Origin of the sequence: Jeotgalibacillus sp. JSM ZJ347 (assembly GCF_044383825.1) — a bacterium.
In the GTDB taxonomy this organism is placed as follows: domain Bacteria; phylum Bacillota; class Bacilli; order Bacillales; family Jeotgalibacillaceae; genus Jeotgalibacillus.
On the sequence record NZ_JBISEN010000003.1, the window covers coordinates 18,866 to 39,249 of the forward strand.

18 protein-coding genes are annotated in these 20,384 nt (G+C 36.4%); 16 read left to right on the plus strand and 2 right to left on the minus strand.

Features of this window, described 5'->3' with window-relative positions:
- Positions 1-20: 20 nt before the first annotated feature.
- The 6 genes from ACH6CZ_RS10935 to ACH6CZ_RS10960 all read left to right on the plus strand — a co-directional run bounded on the left by ACH6CZ_RS10935 (position 21) and on the right by ACH6CZ_RS10960 (position 8,236).
- Positions 21-1,550 (plus strand): type I restriction-modification system subunit M, encoded by a 1,530-nt coding sequence (locus ACH6CZ_RS10935; protein ID WP_374097483.1) that lies wholly within the window; start codon positions 21-23, stop codon positions 1,548-1,550.
- Positions 1,551-1,558: 8 nt separating this feature from the next.
- Complete coding sequence (locus ACH6CZ_RS10940) at positions 1,559-2,803, plus strand: restriction endonuclease subunit S (RefSeq protein WP_374097484.1); 1,245 nt, start codon at positions 1,559-1,561, stop codon at positions 2,801-2,803.
- Between the two features lie 31 nt (positions 2,804-2,834).
- The gene (locus tag ACH6CZ_RS10945; protein WP_374097485.1) at positions 2,835-5,942 is read left to right on the plus strand and encodes a type I restriction endonuclease subunit R; all 3,108 of its coding nucleotides are present in this window, start codon (positions 2,835-2,837) and stop codon (positions 5,940-5,942) included.
- 12 nt (positions 5,943-5,954) lie between these two features.
- Positions 5,955-6,680 (plus strand): M48 family metallopeptidase, encoded by a 726-nt coding sequence (locus tag ACH6CZ_RS10950; protein WP_374097486.1) that lies wholly within the window; start codon positions 5,955-5,957, stop codon positions 6,678-6,680.
- 150 nt (positions 6,681-6,830) lie between these two features.
- Positions 6,831-7,511: a DarT ssDNA thymidine ADP-ribosyltransferase family protein gene (locus ACH6CZ_RS10955; protein ID WP_374097487.1), complete on the plus strand. Its 681-nt coding sequence runs from the start codon at positions 6,831-6,833 to the stop codon at positions 7,509-7,511.
- Entirely contained in the window at positions 7,487-8,236 is a 750-nt protein-coding gene (locus tag ACH6CZ_RS10960; RefSeq protein ID WP_374097488.1) for a DarT1-associated NADAR antitoxin family protein, read from the plus strand. Before ACH6CZ_RS10955 ends, ACH6CZ_RS10960 begins: the two co-directional genes overlap by 25 nt.
- Before the next feature lie 8 nt (positions 8,237-8,244).
- On the opposite strand, the gene ACH6CZ_RS10965 is transcribed toward ACH6CZ_RS10960, so the two are convergent.
- Together ACH6CZ_RS10965 and ACH6CZ_RS10970 are read right to left on the minus strand one after the other, a co-directional pair.
- On the minus strand, positions 8,245-8,442 hold the full coding sequence (locus tag ACH6CZ_RS10965; protein ID WP_374097489.1) for a hypothetical protein: 198 nt from the start codon (positions 8,440-8,442) through the stop codon (positions 8,245-8,247).
- A gap of 86 nt (positions 8,443-8,528) precedes the next feature.
- Positions 8,529-9,506 carry a ParM/StbA family protein gene (locus tag ACH6CZ_RS10970; RefSeq protein WP_374097490.1) on the minus strand — a complete coding sequence of 326 codons (978 nt, stop codon included), beginning with the start codon at positions 9,504-9,506 and terminating at the stop codon, positions 8,529-8,531.
- A gap of 173 nt (positions 9,507-9,679) precedes the next feature.
- Between ACH6CZ_RS10970 and ACH6CZ_RS10975 the strand changes: the two genes are divergently transcribed.
- From ACH6CZ_RS10975 to ACH6CZ_RS11020, 10 genes are all read left to right on the plus strand, one after another.
- Entirely contained in the window at positions 9,680-10,429 is a 750-nt protein-coding gene (locus ACH6CZ_RS10975; RefSeq protein ID WP_374097491.1) for a helix-turn-helix domain-containing protein, read from the plus strand.
- A 293-nt stretch (positions 10,430-10,722) separates the two neighbouring features.
- Complete coding sequence (locus tag ACH6CZ_RS10980; RefSeq protein ID WP_374097492.1) at positions 10,723-12,885, plus strand: phage/plasmid primase, P4 family; 2,163 nt, start codon at positions 10,723-10,725, stop codon at positions 12,883-12,885.
- Positions 12,886-13,155: 270 nt separating this feature from the next.
- Positions 13,156-13,383: a hypothetical protein gene (locus ACH6CZ_RS10985; protein WP_374097493.1), complete on the plus strand. Its 228-nt coding sequence runs from the start codon at positions 13,156-13,158 to the stop codon at positions 13,381-13,383.
- A gap of 44 nt (positions 13,384-13,427) precedes the next feature.
- Complete coding sequence (locus tag ACH6CZ_RS10990; RefSeq protein WP_374097494.1) at positions 13,428-14,219, plus strand: four helix bundle protein; 792 nt, start codon at positions 13,428-13,430, stop codon at positions 14,217-14,219.
- A complete protein-coding gene (locus ACH6CZ_RS10995; RefSeq protein WP_374097495.1) occupies positions 14,216-14,584 on the plus strand; it encodes a hypothetical protein in 369 nt (122 codons plus the stop codon). The genes ACH6CZ_RS10990 and ACH6CZ_RS10995 overlap by 4 nt, the downstream gene beginning before the upstream one ends.
- A gap of 26 nt (positions 14,585-14,610) precedes the next feature.
- Positions 14,611-14,982 carry a hypothetical protein gene (locus ACH6CZ_RS11000; protein ID WP_374097496.1) on the plus strand — a complete coding sequence of 124 codons (372 nt, stop codon included), beginning with the start codon at positions 14,611-14,613 and terminating at the stop codon, positions 14,980-14,982.
- Between the two features lie 211 nt (positions 14,983-15,193).
- Positions 15,194-15,799 (plus strand): recombinase family protein, encoded by a 606-nt coding sequence (locus ACH6CZ_RS11005; RefSeq protein WP_374097799.1) that lies wholly within the window; start codon positions 15,194-15,196, stop codon positions 15,797-15,799.
- An 85-nt stretch (positions 15,800-15,884) separates the two neighbouring features.
- Entirely contained in the window at positions 15,885-16,733 is an 849-nt protein-coding gene (locus ACH6CZ_RS11010; RefSeq protein ID WP_374097497.1) for a TnsA endonuclease C-terminal domain-containing protein, read from the plus strand.
- Positions 16,717-18,816, plus strand: a complete 2,100-nt coding sequence (locus tag ACH6CZ_RS11015; RefSeq protein WP_374097498.1) for an integrase — start codon at positions 16,717-16,719, stop codon at positions 18,814-18,816. The genes ACH6CZ_RS11010 and ACH6CZ_RS11015 overlap by 17 nt, the downstream gene beginning before the upstream one ends.
- Positions 18,803-20,377: an AAA family ATPase gene (locus ACH6CZ_RS11020; RefSeq protein ID WP_374097499.1), complete on the plus strand. Its 1,575-nt coding sequence runs from the start codon at positions 18,803-18,805 to the stop codon at positions 20,375-20,377. Before ACH6CZ_RS11015 ends, ACH6CZ_RS11020 begins: the two co-directional genes overlap by 14 nt.
- Positions 20,378-20,384 lie beyond the last annotated feature (7 nt).

Sequence of the window (20,384 nt, forward strand, 5' to 3'; positions counted from 1 at the left end):
ATAAGGTAGGAGAGTATATTATGAGTGAAAAAGTAACAAAAGATCAAATCAACAGGGTATTGTGGGAAGCCGCGGATACCTTTAGAGGGAAAATTGATTCAAGTACATATAAAGACTACATATTGACGATGCTTTTCATTAAGTATCTTAGTGATGCATATAAAGAGCATCTTGAAGAATACAAAGAGCGTTATAACGGTGATGAGCAACGTATTCAACGTGCGCTTTCTAGAGAACGTTTTGTCATGGATCAACTATCTACATTTGATTATCTATACAGTAAACGAAATGATGCTGAAATCGGCGAGATCATCAATAAAGCATTGGAGCATTTGGAAAATGAGAACACTGGTAAACTCCGAGGCGTATTCCGCAATATTGATTTCAATAGTGAATCAATTCTTGGGAAAGCAAAAGAACGAAATTCGATGCTTCGTTCACTGCTTGAAGATTTCAATAAGCTCACATTGAAACCATCTGTTGTAGGTAGTGAAGATGTGATTGGTGATGCCTACCAATATATGATTGAACGCTTTGCTTCTGACGCTGGGAAAAAGGGTGGAGAGTTCTATACACCTTCCATGGCTTCTGAGCTTCTGGCACGTCTTGTAAAGCCACAGGAGAATGATCGTATCTATGACCCGACTTGTGGATCGGGTTCACTTCTGATCCGTGTAGCTAATCAAGTGCCAAATAAGAAAGTTGCAATTTATGGACAGGAGCGGAATGGAGCGACACATTCTTTAGCTTTAATGAACATGTATTTGCACGGAATAGACGATGCGAAAATTGAATGGGGAGATACATTGGCGAATCCCCTTCACTTAGAAGACGGCAAGTTAATGAAGTTCCAAGCGATTGTGGCAAATCCTCCATTCTCACTTGATAAATGGGCAATGGGCTTTGCTGGAGAAGGAACAAGCGACAGTAAGTTCAAAATGGATGCAAGCCTTGATCCACATCGACGTTTTGAATGGGGTGTTGCACCAAGTTCGAAAGGTGACTTTGCCTTTGTTCAGCATATGCTCTATTCATTGGCTGAAAATGGACGAATGGCGACGATTTTACCACATGGAGTGCTGTTTAGAGGTTCAGCTGAAGGCAAGATTCGTAAACAGATTATTGAGCTGAATTTGTTGGATACAGTAATTGGGTTACCAGAGAAATTATTTTTTGGGACAGGTATTCCAGCATGTATTTTAGTTTTTAAAAAGAATCGTTCTACTAAAGATGTGATGTTTATCGATGCTTCTAGTGAAGGGAACTTTGATAAAGGAAAAAATCAAAATCAATTGCGAGAATTGGATTTACAAAAAGTTATTGAAACATACGAAAACAAAATAAATGAGGATAAATATTCATATGTAGCATCTTACGAAGAAATAAAGGAAAATGAATTTAATTTAAATATCCCAAGATACGTGGATACTTTTGAAACAGAAGAATTAATTAATTTAGAAAGAAATAGAGAAGAGATAAAAATTGTAAAACAAAAAATTCAAAAAGTTGAATTAGACATGGAAAAATTTTTAGAGGAGTTAGGATTGTAGGTGTGAAAATGAAATCCAACATTGAAAAAGTGAATATAAAAGATTCAAATTTGTATGTAAGAAAATTGAAAGATATTTCTGAGTTCATAACAAAGGGTACAACTCCTACAACATACGGATATAAATGGGAGAGTGCAGGAATTTTGTTTTTCAAAAGCGACTGTATCAAAGATGGGAAATTCGTATATGGACATTATAAGCACATTAGTAAAGAAGCGCACAATTCCTTAGAACGATCAAAGGTAAAAAAAGGCGATATTCTTATGACTATTACTGGAGATATAGGGAAAGTTGCTATTTTACCTGATTCGATTGATGAAGCAAACATCAATCAACATATGGCGAGGATAAGAATTATTGATGAAGATATTGTTAGCGAATATGTATATCATTGGTTAAATCAAAAATCTGTCCGAAATTATTTTAATGTTATTAAGACAGGTCAAGCGTATCCGCAAATTAGCTTGAAACAGGTAAGAGAAACTGAGATTAAAATCCCTGAAAAAAACCAACAGCAAAAAATCGCCTCTATCCTCTCAACATGGGACAAAGCAATCGACTTAAAAGAAAAGCTCATTGCGCTGAAAAAAGAGCAGAAAAAAGGGTTGATGCAGAAGTTGCTGACGGGAGAGAAAAGAATCGCAGGTTTTAAGGGAGAATGGAAAAAAGGGACTTTGAGAGACTTAGGTGTCTTAAAAGGAGGAAATGGATTTCCAGAAAAGTTTCAGAATGAGAAAGTAGGAGAGTACCCTTTTTTTAAAGTTTCGGACATGAACAATGAGAATAATGAGATGTATATGCTAAATGCAAATAATTACATTTCGAATTCTATAAAAACAGAGATCAAAGGGACGGTTATTCCAAAAGGGTCAATTGTCTTTGCCAAAGTTGGGGCCGCTTTATTATTAGAGAGAAAAAGGATATTAACAAAAGATTCTTTGATTGATAATAATATGATGGCATTAACAACATTAAAAACTATTGATCCAATATTTGTATATTACTTAATGCTAAATACAAAGATTAGTAGATATTCAAATATAGGAGCTTTACCATCTTTAAATTCTAATGACGTTTACAGTGTCAAATGCCAATATCCAGTAGAGTATGATGAGCAGAAAGCTATTAGTGAATTATTATTATTGGCAGATACTGAAATCGATCTTTTAGAAAAAGAACTTAAAGAAATTAAACACCAAAAAAAGGGACTAATGCAAAATCTTCTAACAGGAAAAATAAGAGTTAAAGTATAAATCTTACACTTTTTAATATGGAGGTGAAAACATGTCGATCCCTCAAAGCTATGATGAGCGCTATATTAGTCAACAACCTGCTATTGATGTCTTACAGCAACTAGGCTATCACTATGTACCTACAGATCAGACTCTGGCAATGCGTGAGAACCTCAATCATGTTCTCTTGAAAACAGTATTGAAAACAAAATTGAAAAAGTTGAACAGCTATGAATATAAAGGTGAAACATACGAGTTTAGTGAATCCAACATCCAACAGGCGATACGTGACCTGGATGAGCCACTGACGAATGGTTTGGTGAAGGCGAATGAGAGCATTTATGAATCATTGATGCTCGGTAGAAGCTATACAGAGTTTTTGCCTGATGGTTCAAAGAAATCCTTCACAATTCAATTCATTGATTGGGAGAACATAGAGAATAATGTTTTTCATGTGGTAGAAGAGTATCCTGTTGAGCGTATGGATGGCAGGGGATCGATTCGTCCTGATATTGTGCTGTTTGTGAATGGGATTCCATTTGGCGTGATTGAGTGTAAGAAAGCGTCTATTTCAATGGAACAGGGAATTAGCCAGATGATTCGTAATCAGGGGCATGATTATGCACCTCATCTTTTCAAATTCATCCAGGTTGTCATGGCAACAAATAAGAATGAAACGAAGTATGCTACGTGTGGAACTCCGAAAAAATTCTGGTCTGTCTGGAAAGAGGAAGAAGAGGCATGGATGCAAAACTTGCTTGACCAGGCAGTAACAGGTCGTATGCCAACTGTTCAGGATCAGAATATCATTTCTCTGTTTCATCCAGAGCGCTTAATGGAGTTAAGCCACTTCTTTGTGCTATTTGAAAAGGATATTAAAAAAATTACACGCTACCAGCAGTATTTTGCTATTAAAGAAATCATCAGAACGATTCAGCAATCAGATGAGCATGGAAATCGTCAGTCAGGGGTGATCTGGCATACACAAGGATCTGGTAAGTCTCTTACGATGATGATGCTAGCACGCTATATTTTATCTGAGCTATCAGAAGATCATCCAAAGGTCGTTGTGGTGACTGATCGTGTCGAACTTGATAAACAAATTCATAACACGTTTAATCACACCAGGCTTAAAGCTAGTCGAGCAGAGTCAGGAAACAACCTGATATCACTTATTAACGATGGAAATGTTGATATTGTAACGACACTAGTCCACAAGTTTGATACAGCTTCTACAAAACAAGAACCGATTGAATCAAGAGATATTTTTGTGCTGGTCGATGAGTCACACCGTACCCAGTATGGCGAACTTCATATCAAAATGAAAAAAGTCTTTCCGAATGCCTGCTATCTTGGATTTACAGGTACACCTCTGATGAAGAAAGAAAAAAGCACCATGGTGAAGTTCGGGAAGATGATTCATAAATATACGATTGCTGATGGTGTAAAAGACCGTGCAATTGTTCCGCTTTTATACGAAGGAAAGATGATCGATCAGACTGTCAATAAAACTGCGATTGATAATCGCCTGTCCATGATTACACGTCACCTCAACGATAATCAAAAAGATGAAGTGATGAAAAAATGGAGTCATTTTGAACGGATCGCATCTTCAGAACAACGAATCAGTATGATTGCATTTGATATCAATCAGCACTTTCTAACGAATTACAAGACGCAAGGCTCTCAATTTAAAGCAATGCTTGCAACAAACAGTAAAAGTGAAGCCATTCGTTATTTAGAAGCATTTGAGGACCTGGGAGATTTAAATTGTGCAGTCGTAGTATCACCTCCTGATCAGCGTGAGGGGTATGTAGCAGTTGATGAGGAATCCCAGGATAAGATTCAGCGTTTCTGGAAACGCATGATGAACCGTTACGGTACACCTGAAAACTATGAGGATGCTATTAAAGACGAGTTTGTCAATGGCGATGATGTAGATATTTTGATTGTCGTAGATAAGCTCCTGACGGGATTTGATGCGCCTAGAGCATCTATACTTTATATCGACAAACCAATGAAAGAACATACACTCTTACAAGCAATCGCCAGGGTAAACCGCCTTTATGAAGGAAAGGACTTTGGGCTAATCATAGATTATCGAGGCCTTTTATCTAAGCTGGACGAGGCGCTTCAAATGTATTCAGGAGCAGGGCTTGAAAATTTTGACCCGACAGACTTGCAGGGTGCAATTTATGATGTGATTAGTGTAATTGGTTCTCTTAGACAGCATCACTCTGACATTAAGCAATTGTTTTCATCCATAAAAAATATAGAGGACATGGAAGAGTATGAGGTCTTGTTAGAAGATGAAGAGAAAAGAGACTCGTTTTATGAATCCCTCAGTCAGTTTGGACGAAACCTAGGTATTGCATTGGAATCAGAAAAAATTTACGAAGCATTGTCTGCAGAAGAGCTTGCTACTTATAAGAAAGAACTGAAGTTTTATCAGGAATTAAGAAAAAATGTGAAGTTGAGGTATTCCGATTCAATTGATCATAAAGAGTATGAAGCAAAAATGCAGAAACTCATGGATCAGTATATCTCCGCTGAGCAGGTGATTCGTATCACTAAGCCTGTAGATATTTTAAATGAGCAAGCATTTGATGAAGAATTGGATCGGCTTGAGACAAAGAGAGCGAGAGCTGATGCTATTCGAACTCGTTTAACAAAGAGTGTACATGCTAAGTGGGATGAGAATCCTGCGTATTATAAGAGGTTTTCTGAGCGTATCCAGGAGGCAATTCAGCAATACAAAGATAAGCGCATCTCGGAAGCAGAGTATCTCAGTAAAATGAAAGATATCATGGAAGAGTATCGACAGGGGGAATCTGGTGAACAGTACCCTACGGTCATTAAAGATAACTCCCACGCTCAGGCTTTTTATGGCGTAACAATGGATATTCTCTCTGAAGTAAAAGATACAAATGATACATATGGAAAGGATGTGATAGGAGACCTGGCACTGAAGATGCATGAAGTAGTTGAATCCCATCAGAAAGTGGACTGGCATGATAATATTGAAATACACAACCGTATTGCCCAGGAGCTGGATGACTTGCTCTACGATTTTTCTAAAGAGCATGACGATAATCTAGACTTTGACATCATAGATAAAATCATCGAACAGATTAAGACAGTCGCCATCAGACGTTACTAAGGTGTGATACAAATGACAATTCACCGTATTAAACATGGTGAGAATACCATTGAGTTTACCGTGAAAAGAAAGAATGTCAAAAACGTTAATCTCAACATTAAGCCTGATATGACTGTAGAAGTATCAGCAAATGAAAATGTGCCAATCGATTTCATCTGTGACTTTGTAAAAAAGAAGCGGACGTGGATTTTAAAGCACATCAAACAGTTTGAAGACGTACAACCCGAAAAACAAAGCAAAAGGGAGTATGTCAGCGGTGAATCCTATAAATATTTGGGAAAGCAGTATCGCTTGAAAGTTCAGCGTGCAGAAGATAAAGAGAGAGTGAAATATTACAGAGGGTTTATATATCTATATGTAAAGGATGCAAGCAACTTCAAAAATAAAGAAAAGTTGCTGGAAGAGTGGTACAGAGAGAAAGCCCGTATTACTTTTCAACAATCATTGGACAGAATGTATCCTGCTGTTCAAAAATATGGCATCGAAAAGCCTACTATTCAGATTAAACTGATGAAAGCACGCTGGGGATCTGCTCTATTAGATCCGCATGCGATTCTTTTGAACTTGAATCTGATCAAAGCGCCAAAACACTGTATTGACTATGTCGTTCTCCATGAGCTAATTCACTTTAAATACAATGATCATGGAGACAGCTTTTACAATATGCTTTATTCATTGATGCCCGACTGGGAGAAGAGGAAGGCAATATTGGATGAGGAGATTGTGAGAGATTTATAATCAAGAAAATTGAATACTATCATTAAGTAACTTACACCTAAGAGGCAGTTCCATCATCGTTATGATTATTGGAGCTGTCTTTTTTTATCTATGAAGGCAGTAAGGTTGAGTTATGAGGAATACTACTGTGATAAATAAGGAGGGGAAATATTGATCTATTCAGATGAAAAAGCAAAGATAAAAAAGTTTGTAGAAGGAAGGGATATAAGGTACTTGGTACATTTCACTAAAGCAAAGAATCTTTATAATATTCTTACTGAGGGTTTATTACCTGTTCAAACTCTCACAAATAAAGAATTAGCTTATAATTTTAATGATGAAAAAAGAATGGACGGCTACTTAGATGCCAGTTGTTTATCGATCCAGTTTCCGAACTATAAAATGTTTTATAAATATAGGTGTAGAGATTGGAGTGAAGATTGGGTTATATTAGGGATTAGAGCATCAGTCTTATGGGAGAAACATTGCATGTACTGTGTAGAAAATGCGGCTTCCAATAAAATGAAAAACACACCAGCATACGATAAAAAAGGATTAAGAGGTTTGCAAAATCTTTACCAAGAGTACCCTGGAAAACCTTCAAGAAAAGAACTCAAAATAAATGACAGTTATCCTACACATCCCCAAGCTGAAGTGTTAGTCTTCGATGAGATTGGATTAGATGATATATTGGGTATAGCGTTTGAAAATCAGTACACTTTAAATAATTATAGAGCCATTATACCGCCAACAATAAAAGCTAGAGTATCAAAAAAATTATTTGAGTGCAGAATAGATGATGAACATTGGAGGAGAAAGGAGGACACATGGCTAAGCGACCGATATTTTTAGTAACTGGACATTTACCTGAATTTGTAACTGAAAAATTAATAGAATTTGAATGGTTTCCTGGCTTTTCAGTTAAGCAAAAGCAAAGATCTATTAAATCCTTTCATGCAAATGCAAAAGAGAATATGAATACAATTAAGATTCTTGAAGTATCAAGCAAGTCTGATAAGCCTTTAGGGATTTCATTGAGCGCATTTAACCTGAATATAACCACAAATAATGGAAAGAAGTTCAGTGTAGAGACGGCTTTTCAAGCTAGTAAAGTATTCACTGGTGGAGGGCCGTATTTGGACCTTTACGAAAAAACCTCTAGGGAGGCAAAAAAAGATTCAAGATTAAAAACCAGCGGGGAGCTACAGTATTTTCAGTTTTTTAATAGAAAATGGGATTTAGAGCCTAAAACATTGTTTTATGATTGGCTTTATATGAATGCTCTAGCTATTAATACAGATTTAGCAGAAGAAGTCCTAAAGTATGATGCTTTTACTGATATTGAATTTAACCCTCAAAAGTCTATTAATTGTCAGGCGAGGTCGGTTGCGCTATTTGTTTCCTTGAATCGAGCAGGTTTGCTAAAAGAGGCGCTAAGTTCAGTAGAGAATTATAAAAAGTTGTTTCAAGGAAAAGAAGATAAAAAGGACGTATTAATAAATCAGAGCAGTAAAAGATCCGAACAACTAAGTATTTTTGATGAATACAATAATAAAGTAGGTTCTGATGATGAATAGAACCTACTTTAAAACAATTTATTAATCACATTTTGTCCTTCCTCTGTCAGGCTACTACTTTCAGTTTGATCTAAATCCACATGTTGTTTTGCAATGTTTGTATCCCTTACTGCTAATAGTATCTCTTTTAGAATAGACTCCGTATTTTCATTTGGAGAAGATTTTTGCATATCACTCCTAATTAAATCACGCACGTACTTACTCAAGTTTACTATCTTCTTTTTAGACTGCACATATTGCCAAAGCTCCTCTTCATGAGGCAAGAAACTGATTGTGATTTTATTGCAATGTTTCATGACCCGTACTTAACTTTCAGAATTGAGAGGAATGATTTAACGTTTGAAAAGAACGGGTTAGGCTCAATCTTTGCATGTGGAAATGTTGAACGGATCTCTGTTCCTAATAATAATGATCCTCCACCTACAAAACATATTTGGTCTTGATTGAAGGTGTATCCATGCTGTTTGGCGTAATTGATGATGCTACTTAAATGATCCAGTTTAATTTGTTTAATCAGGTCTGCGCTATCGTTGACCTTATGTCCGAAGTGAGTTAAAAAGCCTTTTATTATAATTCTCTCTAAGTCATTTGCGGATAACGAGAACCCGTATTTTTCAACGAGTGACCGTTCTATATTGCCTTTGAGTGCGCTACTCCCGATGTTTGATACTGCCATGCTATTAAAATCAGGTTGAAGCCCTTGGAAGGTGCAGAAAGTAGAGTTTAAACCGCCTAAGTCAATAATTGCAGTGGATTGTTCTCTGAATAACTGTTGCTGGTTGTATACCAAACCCATTCCTTCAAAGCAAACAGTGATATCCTTTAGGAAGAAGTTAAAAAGCTGTTCATTGATGCGCATAGTAATTCTGTTGTTATGATGTTCCAAGTAGCGCTTATAGGATTCTTTCAAGGACTGGTTTTTGTAAATATTAATTGGTGCGTTAACAGCTACGTGGATCTGTGAGGTGTGAAGAGGGAGTTTTGCTTTGTTCATCAATAAAACAATAGCAGTGTATATAGCAAGTTTGTGGTGAATGCTTTCTTTACTTAGGTCATGGTTGCTATAATTCTCTGAAACAGCATCCCCTAGCAAATATTGTTGACCTTCGAACTCAATTTTAAAAGAGTTTTCTCCTAATTCCATCCCCAGGTCATTCGCTTTTTGTAATTTCGTTCTGAATATAACCATAAATTCCTGTTGCCGATATTGCAATATCCCTTTCGTATTGTACTTTCCACTATCAATTGCAATAAAAATTTTTTCTTTCATCTTTTTCTCTCCTTTCATTTAGTAGTTTGATATATTGTATGCAGGTTCAACTAGAATATAAGAAAAATTCATAAATAATTTGATGTAGTGTGCCTCAGGTTCATAAATTTTCATAAGTGTAGCCGTGGCGATATTAGATTGTAATTAAATCAATTATTGTAGAAGGAAGTGGCATGATGAAAAGCAATAGCTTTGGAGAAATTGTTAAAAGAGAAAGATTGAAGCAAGGTATGAGTCTGAAAAAACTATCGGAAGCTGTAATGCCGTTTAATAACGGGGAACAAATCAATCCTTCGTATATATTTCGCATTGAAAATAAAGAACAAATCAATCCATCATTTACAATTGTTGCGATATTATCTTCAGTTTTAAATCTTGATATGCGTGAAGTTTTCCGAGCGTATGGCTTTGAACAACTCATTATGGAGCGTGATTCCAGTTCTAATTATGACTTCAATGATTTAATGCGTTTGCATAATATCAGCATAATGGATGAAAACAGGAGTATAAGAAGAAACCTTAGTAATAAAGAAAAAGAAGCAATTTTAAGTTTGATGGAGGCAGTTTTTCAGTACACAAGTGATGTTGGCAATAAAACAGATGACCTTATTACAGTTTTGAAAACTGCAGAATACCTTAAGACCGTACAAAAGAATGAAGCCAATATTCGAAATGCGTTTGAGGTATCCTATTATTCATCAACGTATACAGTTCACCTTGACAGTGTATTACACATTGGTGAGAAAGAATTTGAAGCCGTGCGAAAAAGCATCAGTGAATTCATAAAGCAAAATTACAATACATTGCTTGATTTGTCTCAAGGAATAATAGAATTAGAAGTTGGTGGAGAAGAATGGCTGGCACGCAAAGAAAACTATGACCTATTTCTACTGACTAAGAAATCAAAAATTCATAAAGTGTAAACAGAACTGGCTATCCTGCTAGTTCTTTTTTTGTTGCCAGAGTAACGCTATTAACTTATTTTTATACTATTTAGCGTAATGATGTTTGCTTGAAAACATCATTAAACAAAATAAAAATTTTTTAAAGAAAATAATTAAAAAACTATTGACTATTGAAAATCATAGTATTAAAGTTGACTCATGAACAATAACAAATTGTTCAAATCATATTGAAGGAGTGAGCGAAAATAGTTACAGCAATCAATTTACCCCTAAACAATCTCCCCGAAGAATTAAAAAGAGAAGGCCGCTTTGTGAACTATAGGAATATGCCACGAAACAATGGAAAACTCTCTAAAGTGCCGTTTGATCCAATAACAGGAAATAATGTAAGTGTAAAAGATCCTCAAGCATTACTCAGCTTTGAAGAAGCATTACACGCTCTTAACATCAACAATCCTAAAGTTGATGGCTTGGGGATCGTACTAACTGGAGAGCATGATTTGATTGGCATCGATATAGATGACTGCATTGATAACAATGGAGAGTTTAATGAAGTTGCTAGCCATATTGTGAACCTTTTAAGAGAAGTGGCTTATATTGAAAAGTCCCCGAGTGGTAAAGGACTCCATTTAATTTTCAAAGGTCACAGAGGAAACAGTAAAAATAGAAACTCAGATTATAATGTTGAGATTTACACCGATCAACGCTTCCTAACATGTACTGGTGATGTAATTAGTTCCCCATCTGAAATAGGATACGCTCATAACTTGTATGAAATTGAAAAAGCGTATTTCCTGGATTCCCCCAAACATCAACAACCCGCTTCACTTTTCCCAAACTCAGAAGATATATTACAGGTAATGATTCGTAGCGAAAGAGGAACAGAAATTCAGCAATTGCTGAATGGTGACACTTCGGCGTACTATGGAGACCATAGTAGTGCTGACTTAGCGCTCTGCAATCATTTAGCGTTCTACACACAAAAAGATACACACATGATGGATCAGATATTTCGTTCATCAGGTCTATATCGAGCAAAGTGGGACTCTAAGCGTTCTTCTGATGGGAGGACATATGGGCAAATGACAATTGAAAAAGCTGTTCAAGGTGTCAGCAGTGTATATGGAGGTAATCTTCTGCCTCGTATTGGATCTATCGGTCAGAAACCAAAAATTGCAGAGCTGACAGACAAAAAACTACCAGATTGGTATGAAGAGGGTCATAAGGGATCAATAAAGTTTATTCCAGATATACTGGCTGATGAGATGACAAAAGACGGCACACTGCTCTATAGCCAACCTTATTTCTATGAAAAGAAGGGAGGTGTATATCGAAAGATCAATGATGAAAAGCAAGTTGAATTAAGAATCAAAAACCACTTGTTAAAAGGTCATATTCGACCAAGATATATCAAAGATACTCTTGAGTTATTAAAGCTAAATGTTTTATATCTAGGAGATCTCTTCGATGTCAAAAGTCTCAACGGTAATATCAACTTTATTAATGGAATGTATCATGTCCTTGAAGGAGAGTTTCGTCCACATCCTAGTGAACTCAAGACAGCTCTTCAACTTAATGTTTCATATGATGCAGATGCTGAATGTCCACAATTTGAAGCATTTCTCAGAAGTGTATTAAATGAAAAAGATATTCCAATCATTCAAGAAATGATCGGGTATCTGTTAACAGCTTCTAATAAAGCTGAGAAAGCATTCATTTTGTATGGGCCAGGGAGAAATGGAAAGTCCACTATTATCAAAATAATTGAACAGATTCTAGGTAGTGAATATGTAAGCAACGTGTCCATGCAAGATCTCTCAAAGCGATTCTCCATTGCAAACTTACACGGGAAATTGTTGAATACCTTTGCAGATCTGCCAGCAAAACCATTTGAAGACACAAGTTTGTTCAAAATACTTGTCTCTGGAGACGGTGTGCAGGCAGAAAACAAATTTCAACAGCCGTTCAAATTCAACAATACTGCACGCCTTCTATTTTCATGTAATGAACTCCCTCTAAATTACGTGGATAGATCAGAAGGCTTCTTCAGAAGACTTCAACTTATTCCACTCACAAAGAAAATTCCAGAAAATCAAATTGATCCACATCTATTTGAAAAACTCCTAACTGAAAAGGCTGGCATTGTCATCTGGGCGCTAAGAGGTCTTAAGCGATTGGTAGAGAACAACTATCAATTCTCGAGGAGTGATTCCACAGACAACCTCTTGAAAGATTATAAAAAGAACACTAACAATGTGATTTGGTTTGTTGAGGACTACTGCAAAATGAGCTATGAAGCTAAAATCACAGGACAACAACTCTTCAAAGCCTATGAATCCAAGTGTATTGCTGAAGGCAAACAAGCAATATCCAAAAAGAAATTTAATCAATCACTGCTGATGGAGTACCCTGCCATTCATAAGTTTGAGAATGCCAATAGGGTGATTGCTTTCAAAGGTATAACGCTAAAGTAAATGACCACAACTCTTTATGGATATCCACAGCAAAATTCAATGACTGCTTAAGCAAAAGAGGGTAACCACAAATCTATAGAGAGTTTTTAGTAAATGGTAATAGAGGTAGTGGAAACAAAAAAGGAATTTATGCGAATTGAACCCTCTATTCCCTCAGTCCCCCCCTCCTGTGGACTTCCAATGGTTCTCATTCCAAGGGGGAGGGGGGCGTACATACCATATTGAGTAGCAGTATCATCGATATGGTTAACTAAAGGAGGTGGAAAGTAAATGAAAAATGTAATAGAAGATATTCAAAATAATTATCGAAGTGAAAGGTTAAATGTCTGCTTTAGCATTATGGATGTTGAGCTGATTTTGCTGAGTTATGCAGAAGCTGGTATGATTTGGTGTCTCTCAGAAATGCTAGATCTGACACTAATGGAATCCTTGATGATAGAACATTTTACAATAAAATACAGACATCAACAACTATATGATGATCTCATGTGCATGTAAAGATTTGAACAATAAACATTATAAATATAGAAAGGAAGTAATATATGTCAAAGGTTAAAAAGGACTTGCAAAACTTCAAAGATCTCAAAGTGCGAAACACTTCGCTAGCGTTGAATAGAGATATTTATGAAGCCACTAAAAAGATGATTTCTGATGAGTCAAGATTCATTGCTCATACGATGAAGAAGAGTAGCTGTAGTATTGTCAGCAATATAGCCGAAGGGTGTGCTAATTTCTATTACGAACGTGAATTATATCATTGGAAAATATCGCTCAGTAAAGCTGGGGAACTTCTCGGATTAATTAACATTGCATTTCAGCTCAGATATATTGAAGTGGTTCAATATGAAAATCTGAGATTAATATGCAATAACATTATCAATGAGCTGAACAGTTTGATAAGAAAAAATTCAGCAATAACCTCAAATATAAAACCTTCGAAACCCATCAAAGTTTTTCGCTTCGGAGTGGCGGTTCGATTATTTCCACTTCATCTTGATACTGCACTGTTTCTCCCATCAGAAACAGAAAAACTTTTAAATATACTCCCAAAAAGTGAAGAATTCATTATAAAAGACCAGCTATTAAGAGCTTCACGATCGGTAACGGACAACATTCAAACAAAATGGAGTAGCTGTGAGGGGAGAGAATTTCAGGCACTTAATACAGCACTTGGTAGTAATGCAGAATGCATCTCACTTGTTGAAATGGCGATAGGTGCAAAATATGTCACTGAAAAAGAGTGCGAAAGAATCCTTGAAGTGACAGGTAATATTAATCTTATTCTTACAGCTCTGCTTGCTTACCTTCACGCAGATTGGAGGTGTAAAGAATGATGTCAGTTGGAGGATTAGACTCACTTAAAGTCTATACAAATGCCACAAATATAGTTGAGTGCATCCATAACCTCATACAAAATCTCCCTACAACTATAGGTATTAATAGTTTCATTCTTCGAAAAACTACAATTCAAACTATCTCTAAAATAGCTTCAGCTTTTCATCAAGTAGATTCAAACCTTCGAAAGGAAGACTTACGAAAATCAATTGAATTTTGTCAAAACCTCGAAGTCCAAATAACAGAGTTATTTGAAAGAGGTGTAATAGAGGAGGCAACTTATAAGGAAGTAATGAATGTTATTATTCTGCAGAAGAAACTGGCATTTGGATATCTAAATTATTTAAAAGAGAATTGCGAATGATTAAATAAAAGTTTGGAGTTAACAAAATGGAGATTACTAAGATCAAAAAAGATAACTATCATTTAGAGATGCTAAGAGATGCTGAATTTGAACCTCGAAATCACTCATCAAGTGAAATTCTGAGGGGCTATATATTGATGAGAGATTATGGAGACCCGAGTTTTGTTGAGTTAGTCGAAGTTTTTGAGGAGTTGCATTCATTCCTAGGAGATTCAGAAGAAGTCTGGATTCAAGCTGAAATAGAGGGTCTCTTATTTTCGGAAGAGCAAGATGCTTTAATATTTAAAACCTTCTACAAGGAAGCTCTTAAATTTGTAGCGCTCTTAGATGACCATGGAGTTGATCTAGGGAGGAAAGAATTAACATTATTATTAAATGCTGATATATGGAATAAGTGAGCATCAGAGCGAGCATTTTGAAATGGAAAATGCTCGCTTATTAACTTTTTTAATATCTACTATCACAAAAAGTGTAGTTATTGCGATACATCATTTACTATGTGCCAAAAAGCCCTATACATATATTTGAGATGTTGCAGGCCCTTCACAGACGTTTTGATACAAATTATAATAAAAGCAAACGTATATTCGGGAGGGGATCGAGATTAAGATTGGATATTGTAGAGTTTCTACTCAAGGTCAGAATCCGCAACGACAAATTGTGGCGCTTGAAGAAAAAGGTGCAGAGAAGATCTTTATGGATAAGCTAAGTGGTAAAAATAAAAACAGACCTCAACTTCAGGACATGATGAATTTTATTCGAGAAGGAGATACGCTGGTCGTTGAGTCTATATCTAGACTTGCTCGTAATACCAAAGATTTTCTGGAGATTGTTTATGACTTAACTGAAAAAGGAGTAGAAGTCATTAGCTTGAAAGAAAATATTGATACAGCAACAGTTCAAGGGAAGTTCATCTGCACAGTATTTGGAGCGCTTTATGAACTCGAAAGAGAAAGCACTAGACAGCGTCAAAGAGAGGGAATAGAGTTAGCAAAAGCAAATGGTGTGCCATTCGGGAGACCCCCAATACAGGTGGATCATATATTCATGTCAGAATATCAGAAATGGAAAAGCGGTGAACAAACAGCTGTATCTACTTATAAAAAGCTAGATATCTCTCGTTCATCTTTTTATCGAAAGGTTAAACATATTGAAAGGAGTGCTTCAACGGTGAATCTACAACAAAATATAAAGAATGAAACCACGATGTCGTGAGGAAAGCCTGTTAAAAAAAACAGATGGCTTTGCCTGATGGCAATCGTGGTTTTTATTTTGCTTTTTTGCAAATGGAGTGATGACTATGTATCGAGAGTGGACGGAATCAACACTGAAGCGCTTTTTGAAAGAAGGACGTGGAACAGGTAGAGGAACTGATTATAAGCCCTGGCTTCAAGTGCAGGACATATCTTCCCAAGGTCGATCTACACGTGTGTTCAGTCATAAATTGCAACGTGTCGTTCATCTAATGAGTGACCTTCAGCTAAATTACTTTAATTGTCTAGAATTCGATAGTCATATTTTGGAATTTAAAGAGCAGTTTCCACTTCTGGATTTTCATGAGCTGGACTTGGGGCTAGACAAAGATCTCCAAAAAAGAATATTTGATAAAGAAACACACGTCCCTCATATGCAAATTGTTACCTTTTTAATCACAAGACTGAATGAAAAAGGTGAGGAGTTTCAACAAGCCAGAGCAATCAAGTTGTCTAGTGAACTTGATAAAAAAGCAACCATTGATCGTTTAGAAATACAACGGAGATATTTCGAACAAAAAGGGATTGATTTTGGTGTGGTCACTGAAAAAGAGATCAATAAAGAACTGTCCAGAAATATAGGTTGGGTTATGACTGCGTTTGATATTAGGGATTATCCAGATTTGAATAAGAACATCTCAGCTATCAAGAGTGATTTGGAGAGCCATCTTTATAATTATCCCGCAGAGAAATTACAGAAAGTCTTACAAAGAATAGAAAGCGCATATCACTTAGATGATGGGACAGGGCTTGTTCTGTTTAAACATCTGATCGCTACTAAACAAATTAGTGTGAATATGGCACGAAAGCTAGATCCTTCTAACAATGTTGAGTGGTTTGAGATCGAAATCAACAACGATGACGTCAGGAGAGATGATTATGCAGTTGGCGGTTAATATGCTGTTACAAAGTGAACATGATGAAACCAAACTTGAAAGGGTGGTTTGGATAGATGCAACTACTCAATCTTGTTTTCTAGTAAACATCAATAAACCAACATTCCCATACCGTTTAGAAGTAAACGTCATTGTACAACAGGTTCAGAACGGACTTCTTAAAGTAGCGGATGAAGATCCTTTCTTTATTGATGCAAGAGAAGAATTGACGGAAGCAGAACGAAAAAAGAGGGAGGAAGCATGGGGGATCGTTGAAAAAGTTCATCGTGTTCCAGGAATTTTTGATGCTAAGCATAGGTGGTCTCTTATTAAAGAAGTAGCAGAACAGAGTGGTGTTAGCCAAAAGACGGTTTATAACTATCTCATAAAATATTGGACAAGAGGGCTTACCAAAAATTCACTCCTTCCAGATTATTTTCATTGTGGAAAAGGGGAAAGAAAACATTTCAACAGCAAATCAGGGAGACCAGCTGTATATCACACCTCAATTAAGCGCTCAAACGTCACTGATGAATGGAAAAAGATTTTCCGTTCTTCATTGGAGAAGTTTTATTTTGTGAGATCATCTCCTTCATTGAAGCATGCTTATCATCAGATGATTAAAGAGCATTTTTCAGTGAAGAAAGATGACTTATCTGAGCAGAAGGCATTGAATACTGAAGTTGCTATTCCAACCTATGATCAATTCTATTACTGGTATAGGAAATGGTATCAGACAGATTATGCAGTATATAAAAGAAAAGGACACAGAGCTTATCTGCAGAACCATCGTGCAATTATTGGATCTGCAACGGAAGATTCAATGGGGATTGGTCTGTATGCAGTAGACGGTACGATAGCGGATATTTATCTCGTTTCATGTCTTGATCGAAATAAAGTGATAGGTCGTCCAATTATTTACCTGCTTATTGATATACATTCACGTTGCATCACAGGTGTAAATGTTTCTATTGAAAACATGGCAGGAACGTCTCTTCGTATGGCAATTGCAAATGCATTGGAAGATAAACAAAAATTTTGTGAGGAAACGCTTGGGTTTTACATTGGAAAGAATGATTGGCCAATCTCTTACGTGCCGCATACAATTCTTGCAGACAGAGGTAGTGAGCTAATTTCGAAAGACCTTGATCAAATAGTTGATGATCTACATCTGAAAGTGCAAAATACTGCCTCATACCGTCCAGAGCTAAAAGGGATTGTTGAACAGAGTTTTCACATGTTGCAATCATATATGAAGCCGTTTTTGCCTGGATCTGTTTATAAAGATTTTGGTGAGAGAGGAGCGCAGGATTATCGCAAATCAGCTGTACTAACGTTGCAGGAATACACCAAGGTAGTTTTACATTGTATTATTCATTTCAACAATGAGCATTACTTGAAAAACTATCCTCTTTCAAAAGGTATGATCGAGGATGGTGTTCGTCCTATTCCAATAGAAATCTTTAAATGGGGTTTGAGTAAAGGAAGTGGCATCCTAAAGACACTAACACCCGATGTCATCAAGAGTACCGTCTATCCTGTAAAGCAAGCTACTGTAACCAGTAAAGGAATCCTAGTAAATGGACTTTACTATTCATCAAAAACTTCACTAAAAGAGGGATGGTTTTCGCATGCCCGCCAACAAGGATCGTGGAAAGTCAGCGCTCACTACAATCCCATGAGTTTATCGAATATCTATATCAAGCTAGGTCGAAATCAGTATGAGAAATGCTCATTGATTGATCAATACAGAATGTATGAATCTGCAACGCTTGAAGAAGTTGAAGCGCACGAGAAAAGTATGCGCCAACAAGAAATTGACTTCCAGATTAAAGAGTTAAACGGAAAGGTCAAATTAGCTCAGCAAATTGAGGGCATTGTAAAAGAAGCTAAAAGTGATGCTCAGCTAAATAGAAATGACTCAGTCAAAGGCCTCAAAAACATTCGACAGAATCGCATAGAAGAAAAGCATTTAAGTGCAGTAGATTATAAGAGAAATACTTTGAATCAAAAAGTTGATGACAGTCTAATCACTAAGAAAGTAAAAGATATTGATCTGTTCCGTAAAAAGCAAAGGGAGAGGTTGAACCATGAAGATCATTGAACTGCCAAATGGCACTCATGCTCAAGTAGCGAATTATATCCAACAGGATATCCTTGAGTATCAACGTAATCCATTTATAGAAGCACTACCACCTATCTTTTCACAGCAGGAAGTTATTGATCAATTGAGTGTATATCCTCCTTTTCATTCTGAAGAACGGTTCTTAGCGGATTATAAAAAATTGCATCTTCTTTCGAGAGTGATGCATTACTTTCAGCCTTTACCTGTACATTTACACATACAATCTTCTATTGACCGACTTCTTAGGGCAGGATATATGTCTAGAAACCCATTAAGTAGAGCGCATGCTAAAGACTACGTAGATAATTGGATTAACATCCAACACCATAAGTTTGAAAATACTGCGATTCAGACGAGTCAAACACTCAGTATTATTGGTGTAAGCGGAGTTGGAAAAACACGTACCGTACAAAAAATATTGGAAACGATCCCTCAAGTGATATCTCATACTTCTTATGATGGAAAGCCTTTAAATCAATACCAAATTACACACCTAACTATTCAAACGCCTTTTGATGGCTCAGTGAAGACAATCATCTTTGATTTTTTCTTGCAGTTTGACTTACTCACAGGTACTAAATATTTCGAGAAATATGTTAACAGTAGATTATCTACGAGCCAACTCATGCCTATCATGGCGCAAATCGCAAAAAATGTAGGTGTTATCGTAATTGATGAACTCCAACACCTAAAGGGAGTAAAGAGTAAGAATTCCATTCAGTTACTGAACTTTTTTACTACATTAATAAATCAAGTGAAGATACCTTTAATCATTATTGGCACACCCAAATCTATTGATATTCTTCAATCTCAGTTCCGACAAGCGAGAAGAAGCACTAATGCTGGGAACATCTTATGGGATCGAATGAAAAAGGATGAAATCTGGGATCTATTCATTGAAGGATTGTGGAAATATCAATGGACGAGAGAGCCAGTAAATTTCAGTGATGAGTTTTCTTCTATTCTTTATGATGAAAGCCAGGGGATTGCTGATATTGCAGTGAAGCTCTTCATGATGGTTCAGCTACGTGCAATTAGTGATGGCGAAGAATCAATTACACCTGATCTCATCAGAAGAGTCAGTAAAGAAGAATTGCAAATGGTTCAACCAATGTTGCAAGCGCTCAGAAGCAATAACATTCAAAGACTTGCTGACTATGATGATATCACTTTCCCGAATATTGAAGCCTACATCCAAAGAGAAGTAATCCAACTTGAAGACAAGGATGTACTGGGTTCGCTAAAAAACAGTATTGAAAGACAAGAAGTACAGTCTAAAGTGGTCGAGGATGCAATCAGTAGGCTTTCTCTGCTTGGAATTTCTAATGATGTTGCAAGAGAAACCGTATTAAATTTGTATTCAAAAGGAATCGTTGGGCTGAGGGAGATTTTAGAAGAGGCTTATAGAGTTATCAAAGCAACATCACCAACGTCTCAAATCGAAAACGATTTACGAGAAGTCGTCACGTGTGGAAAAGAAAACGGACTAAATGCATATGAAGCACTACAAGGTGCGGGGATCATAAGACAAGAATATTGAAAGGACT

Coding starts and splice junctions, on each gene's coding strand:
- ACH6CZ_RS10935 (WP_374097483.1), top strand. CDS start 21: ATGAGTGAAAAAGTAACAAAAGATCAAATCAACAGGGTATTGTGGGAA.
- ACH6CZ_RS10940 (WP_374097484.1), top strand. CDS start 1,559: ATGAAATCCAACATTGAAAAAGTGAATATAAAAGATTCAAATTTGTAT.
- ACH6CZ_RS10945 (WP_374097485.1), top strand. CDS start 2,835: ATGTCGATCCCTCAAAGCTATGATGAGCGCTATATTAGTCAACAACCT.
- ACH6CZ_RS10950 (WP_374097486.1), top strand. CDS start 5,955: ATGACAATTCACCGTATTAAACATGGTGAGAATACCATTGAGTTTACC.
- ACH6CZ_RS10960 (WP_374097488.1), top strand. CDS start 7,487: ATGGCTAAGCGACCGATATTTTTAGTAACTGGACATTTACCTGAATTT.
- ACH6CZ_RS10970 (WP_374097490.1), bottom strand. CDS start 9,506: ATGAAAGAAAAAATTTTTATTGCAATTGATAGTGGAAAGTACAATACG.
- ACH6CZ_RS10975 (WP_374097491.1), top strand. CDS start 9,680: ATGATGAAAAGCAATAGCTTTGGAGAAATTGTTAAAAGAGAAAGATTG.
- ACH6CZ_RS10985 (WP_374097493.1), top strand. CDS start 13,156: ATGAAAAATGTAATAGAAGATATTCAAAATAATTATCGAAGTGAAAGG.
- ACH6CZ_RS10990 (WP_374097494.1), top strand. CDS start 13,428: ATGTCAAAGGTTAAAAAGGACTTGCAAAACTTCAAAGATCTCAAAGTG.
- ACH6CZ_RS10995 (WP_374097495.1), top strand. CDS start 14,216: ATGATGTCAGTTGGAGGATTAGACTCACTTAAAGTCTATACAAATGCC.
- ACH6CZ_RS11000 (WP_374097496.1), top strand. CDS start 14,611: ATGGAGATTACTAAGATCAAAAAAGATAACTATCATTTAGAGATGCTA.
- ACH6CZ_RS11010 (WP_374097497.1), top strand. CDS start 15,885: ATGTATCGAGAGTGGACGGAATCAACACTGAAGCGCTTTTTGAAAGAA.
- ACH6CZ_RS11015 (WP_374097498.1), top strand. CDS start 16,717: ATGCAGTTGGCGGTTAATATGCTGTTACAAAGTGAACATGATGAAACC.
- ACH6CZ_RS11020 (WP_374097499.1), top strand. CDS start 18,803: ATGAAGATCATTGAACTGCCAAATGGCACTCATGCTCAAGTAGCGAAT.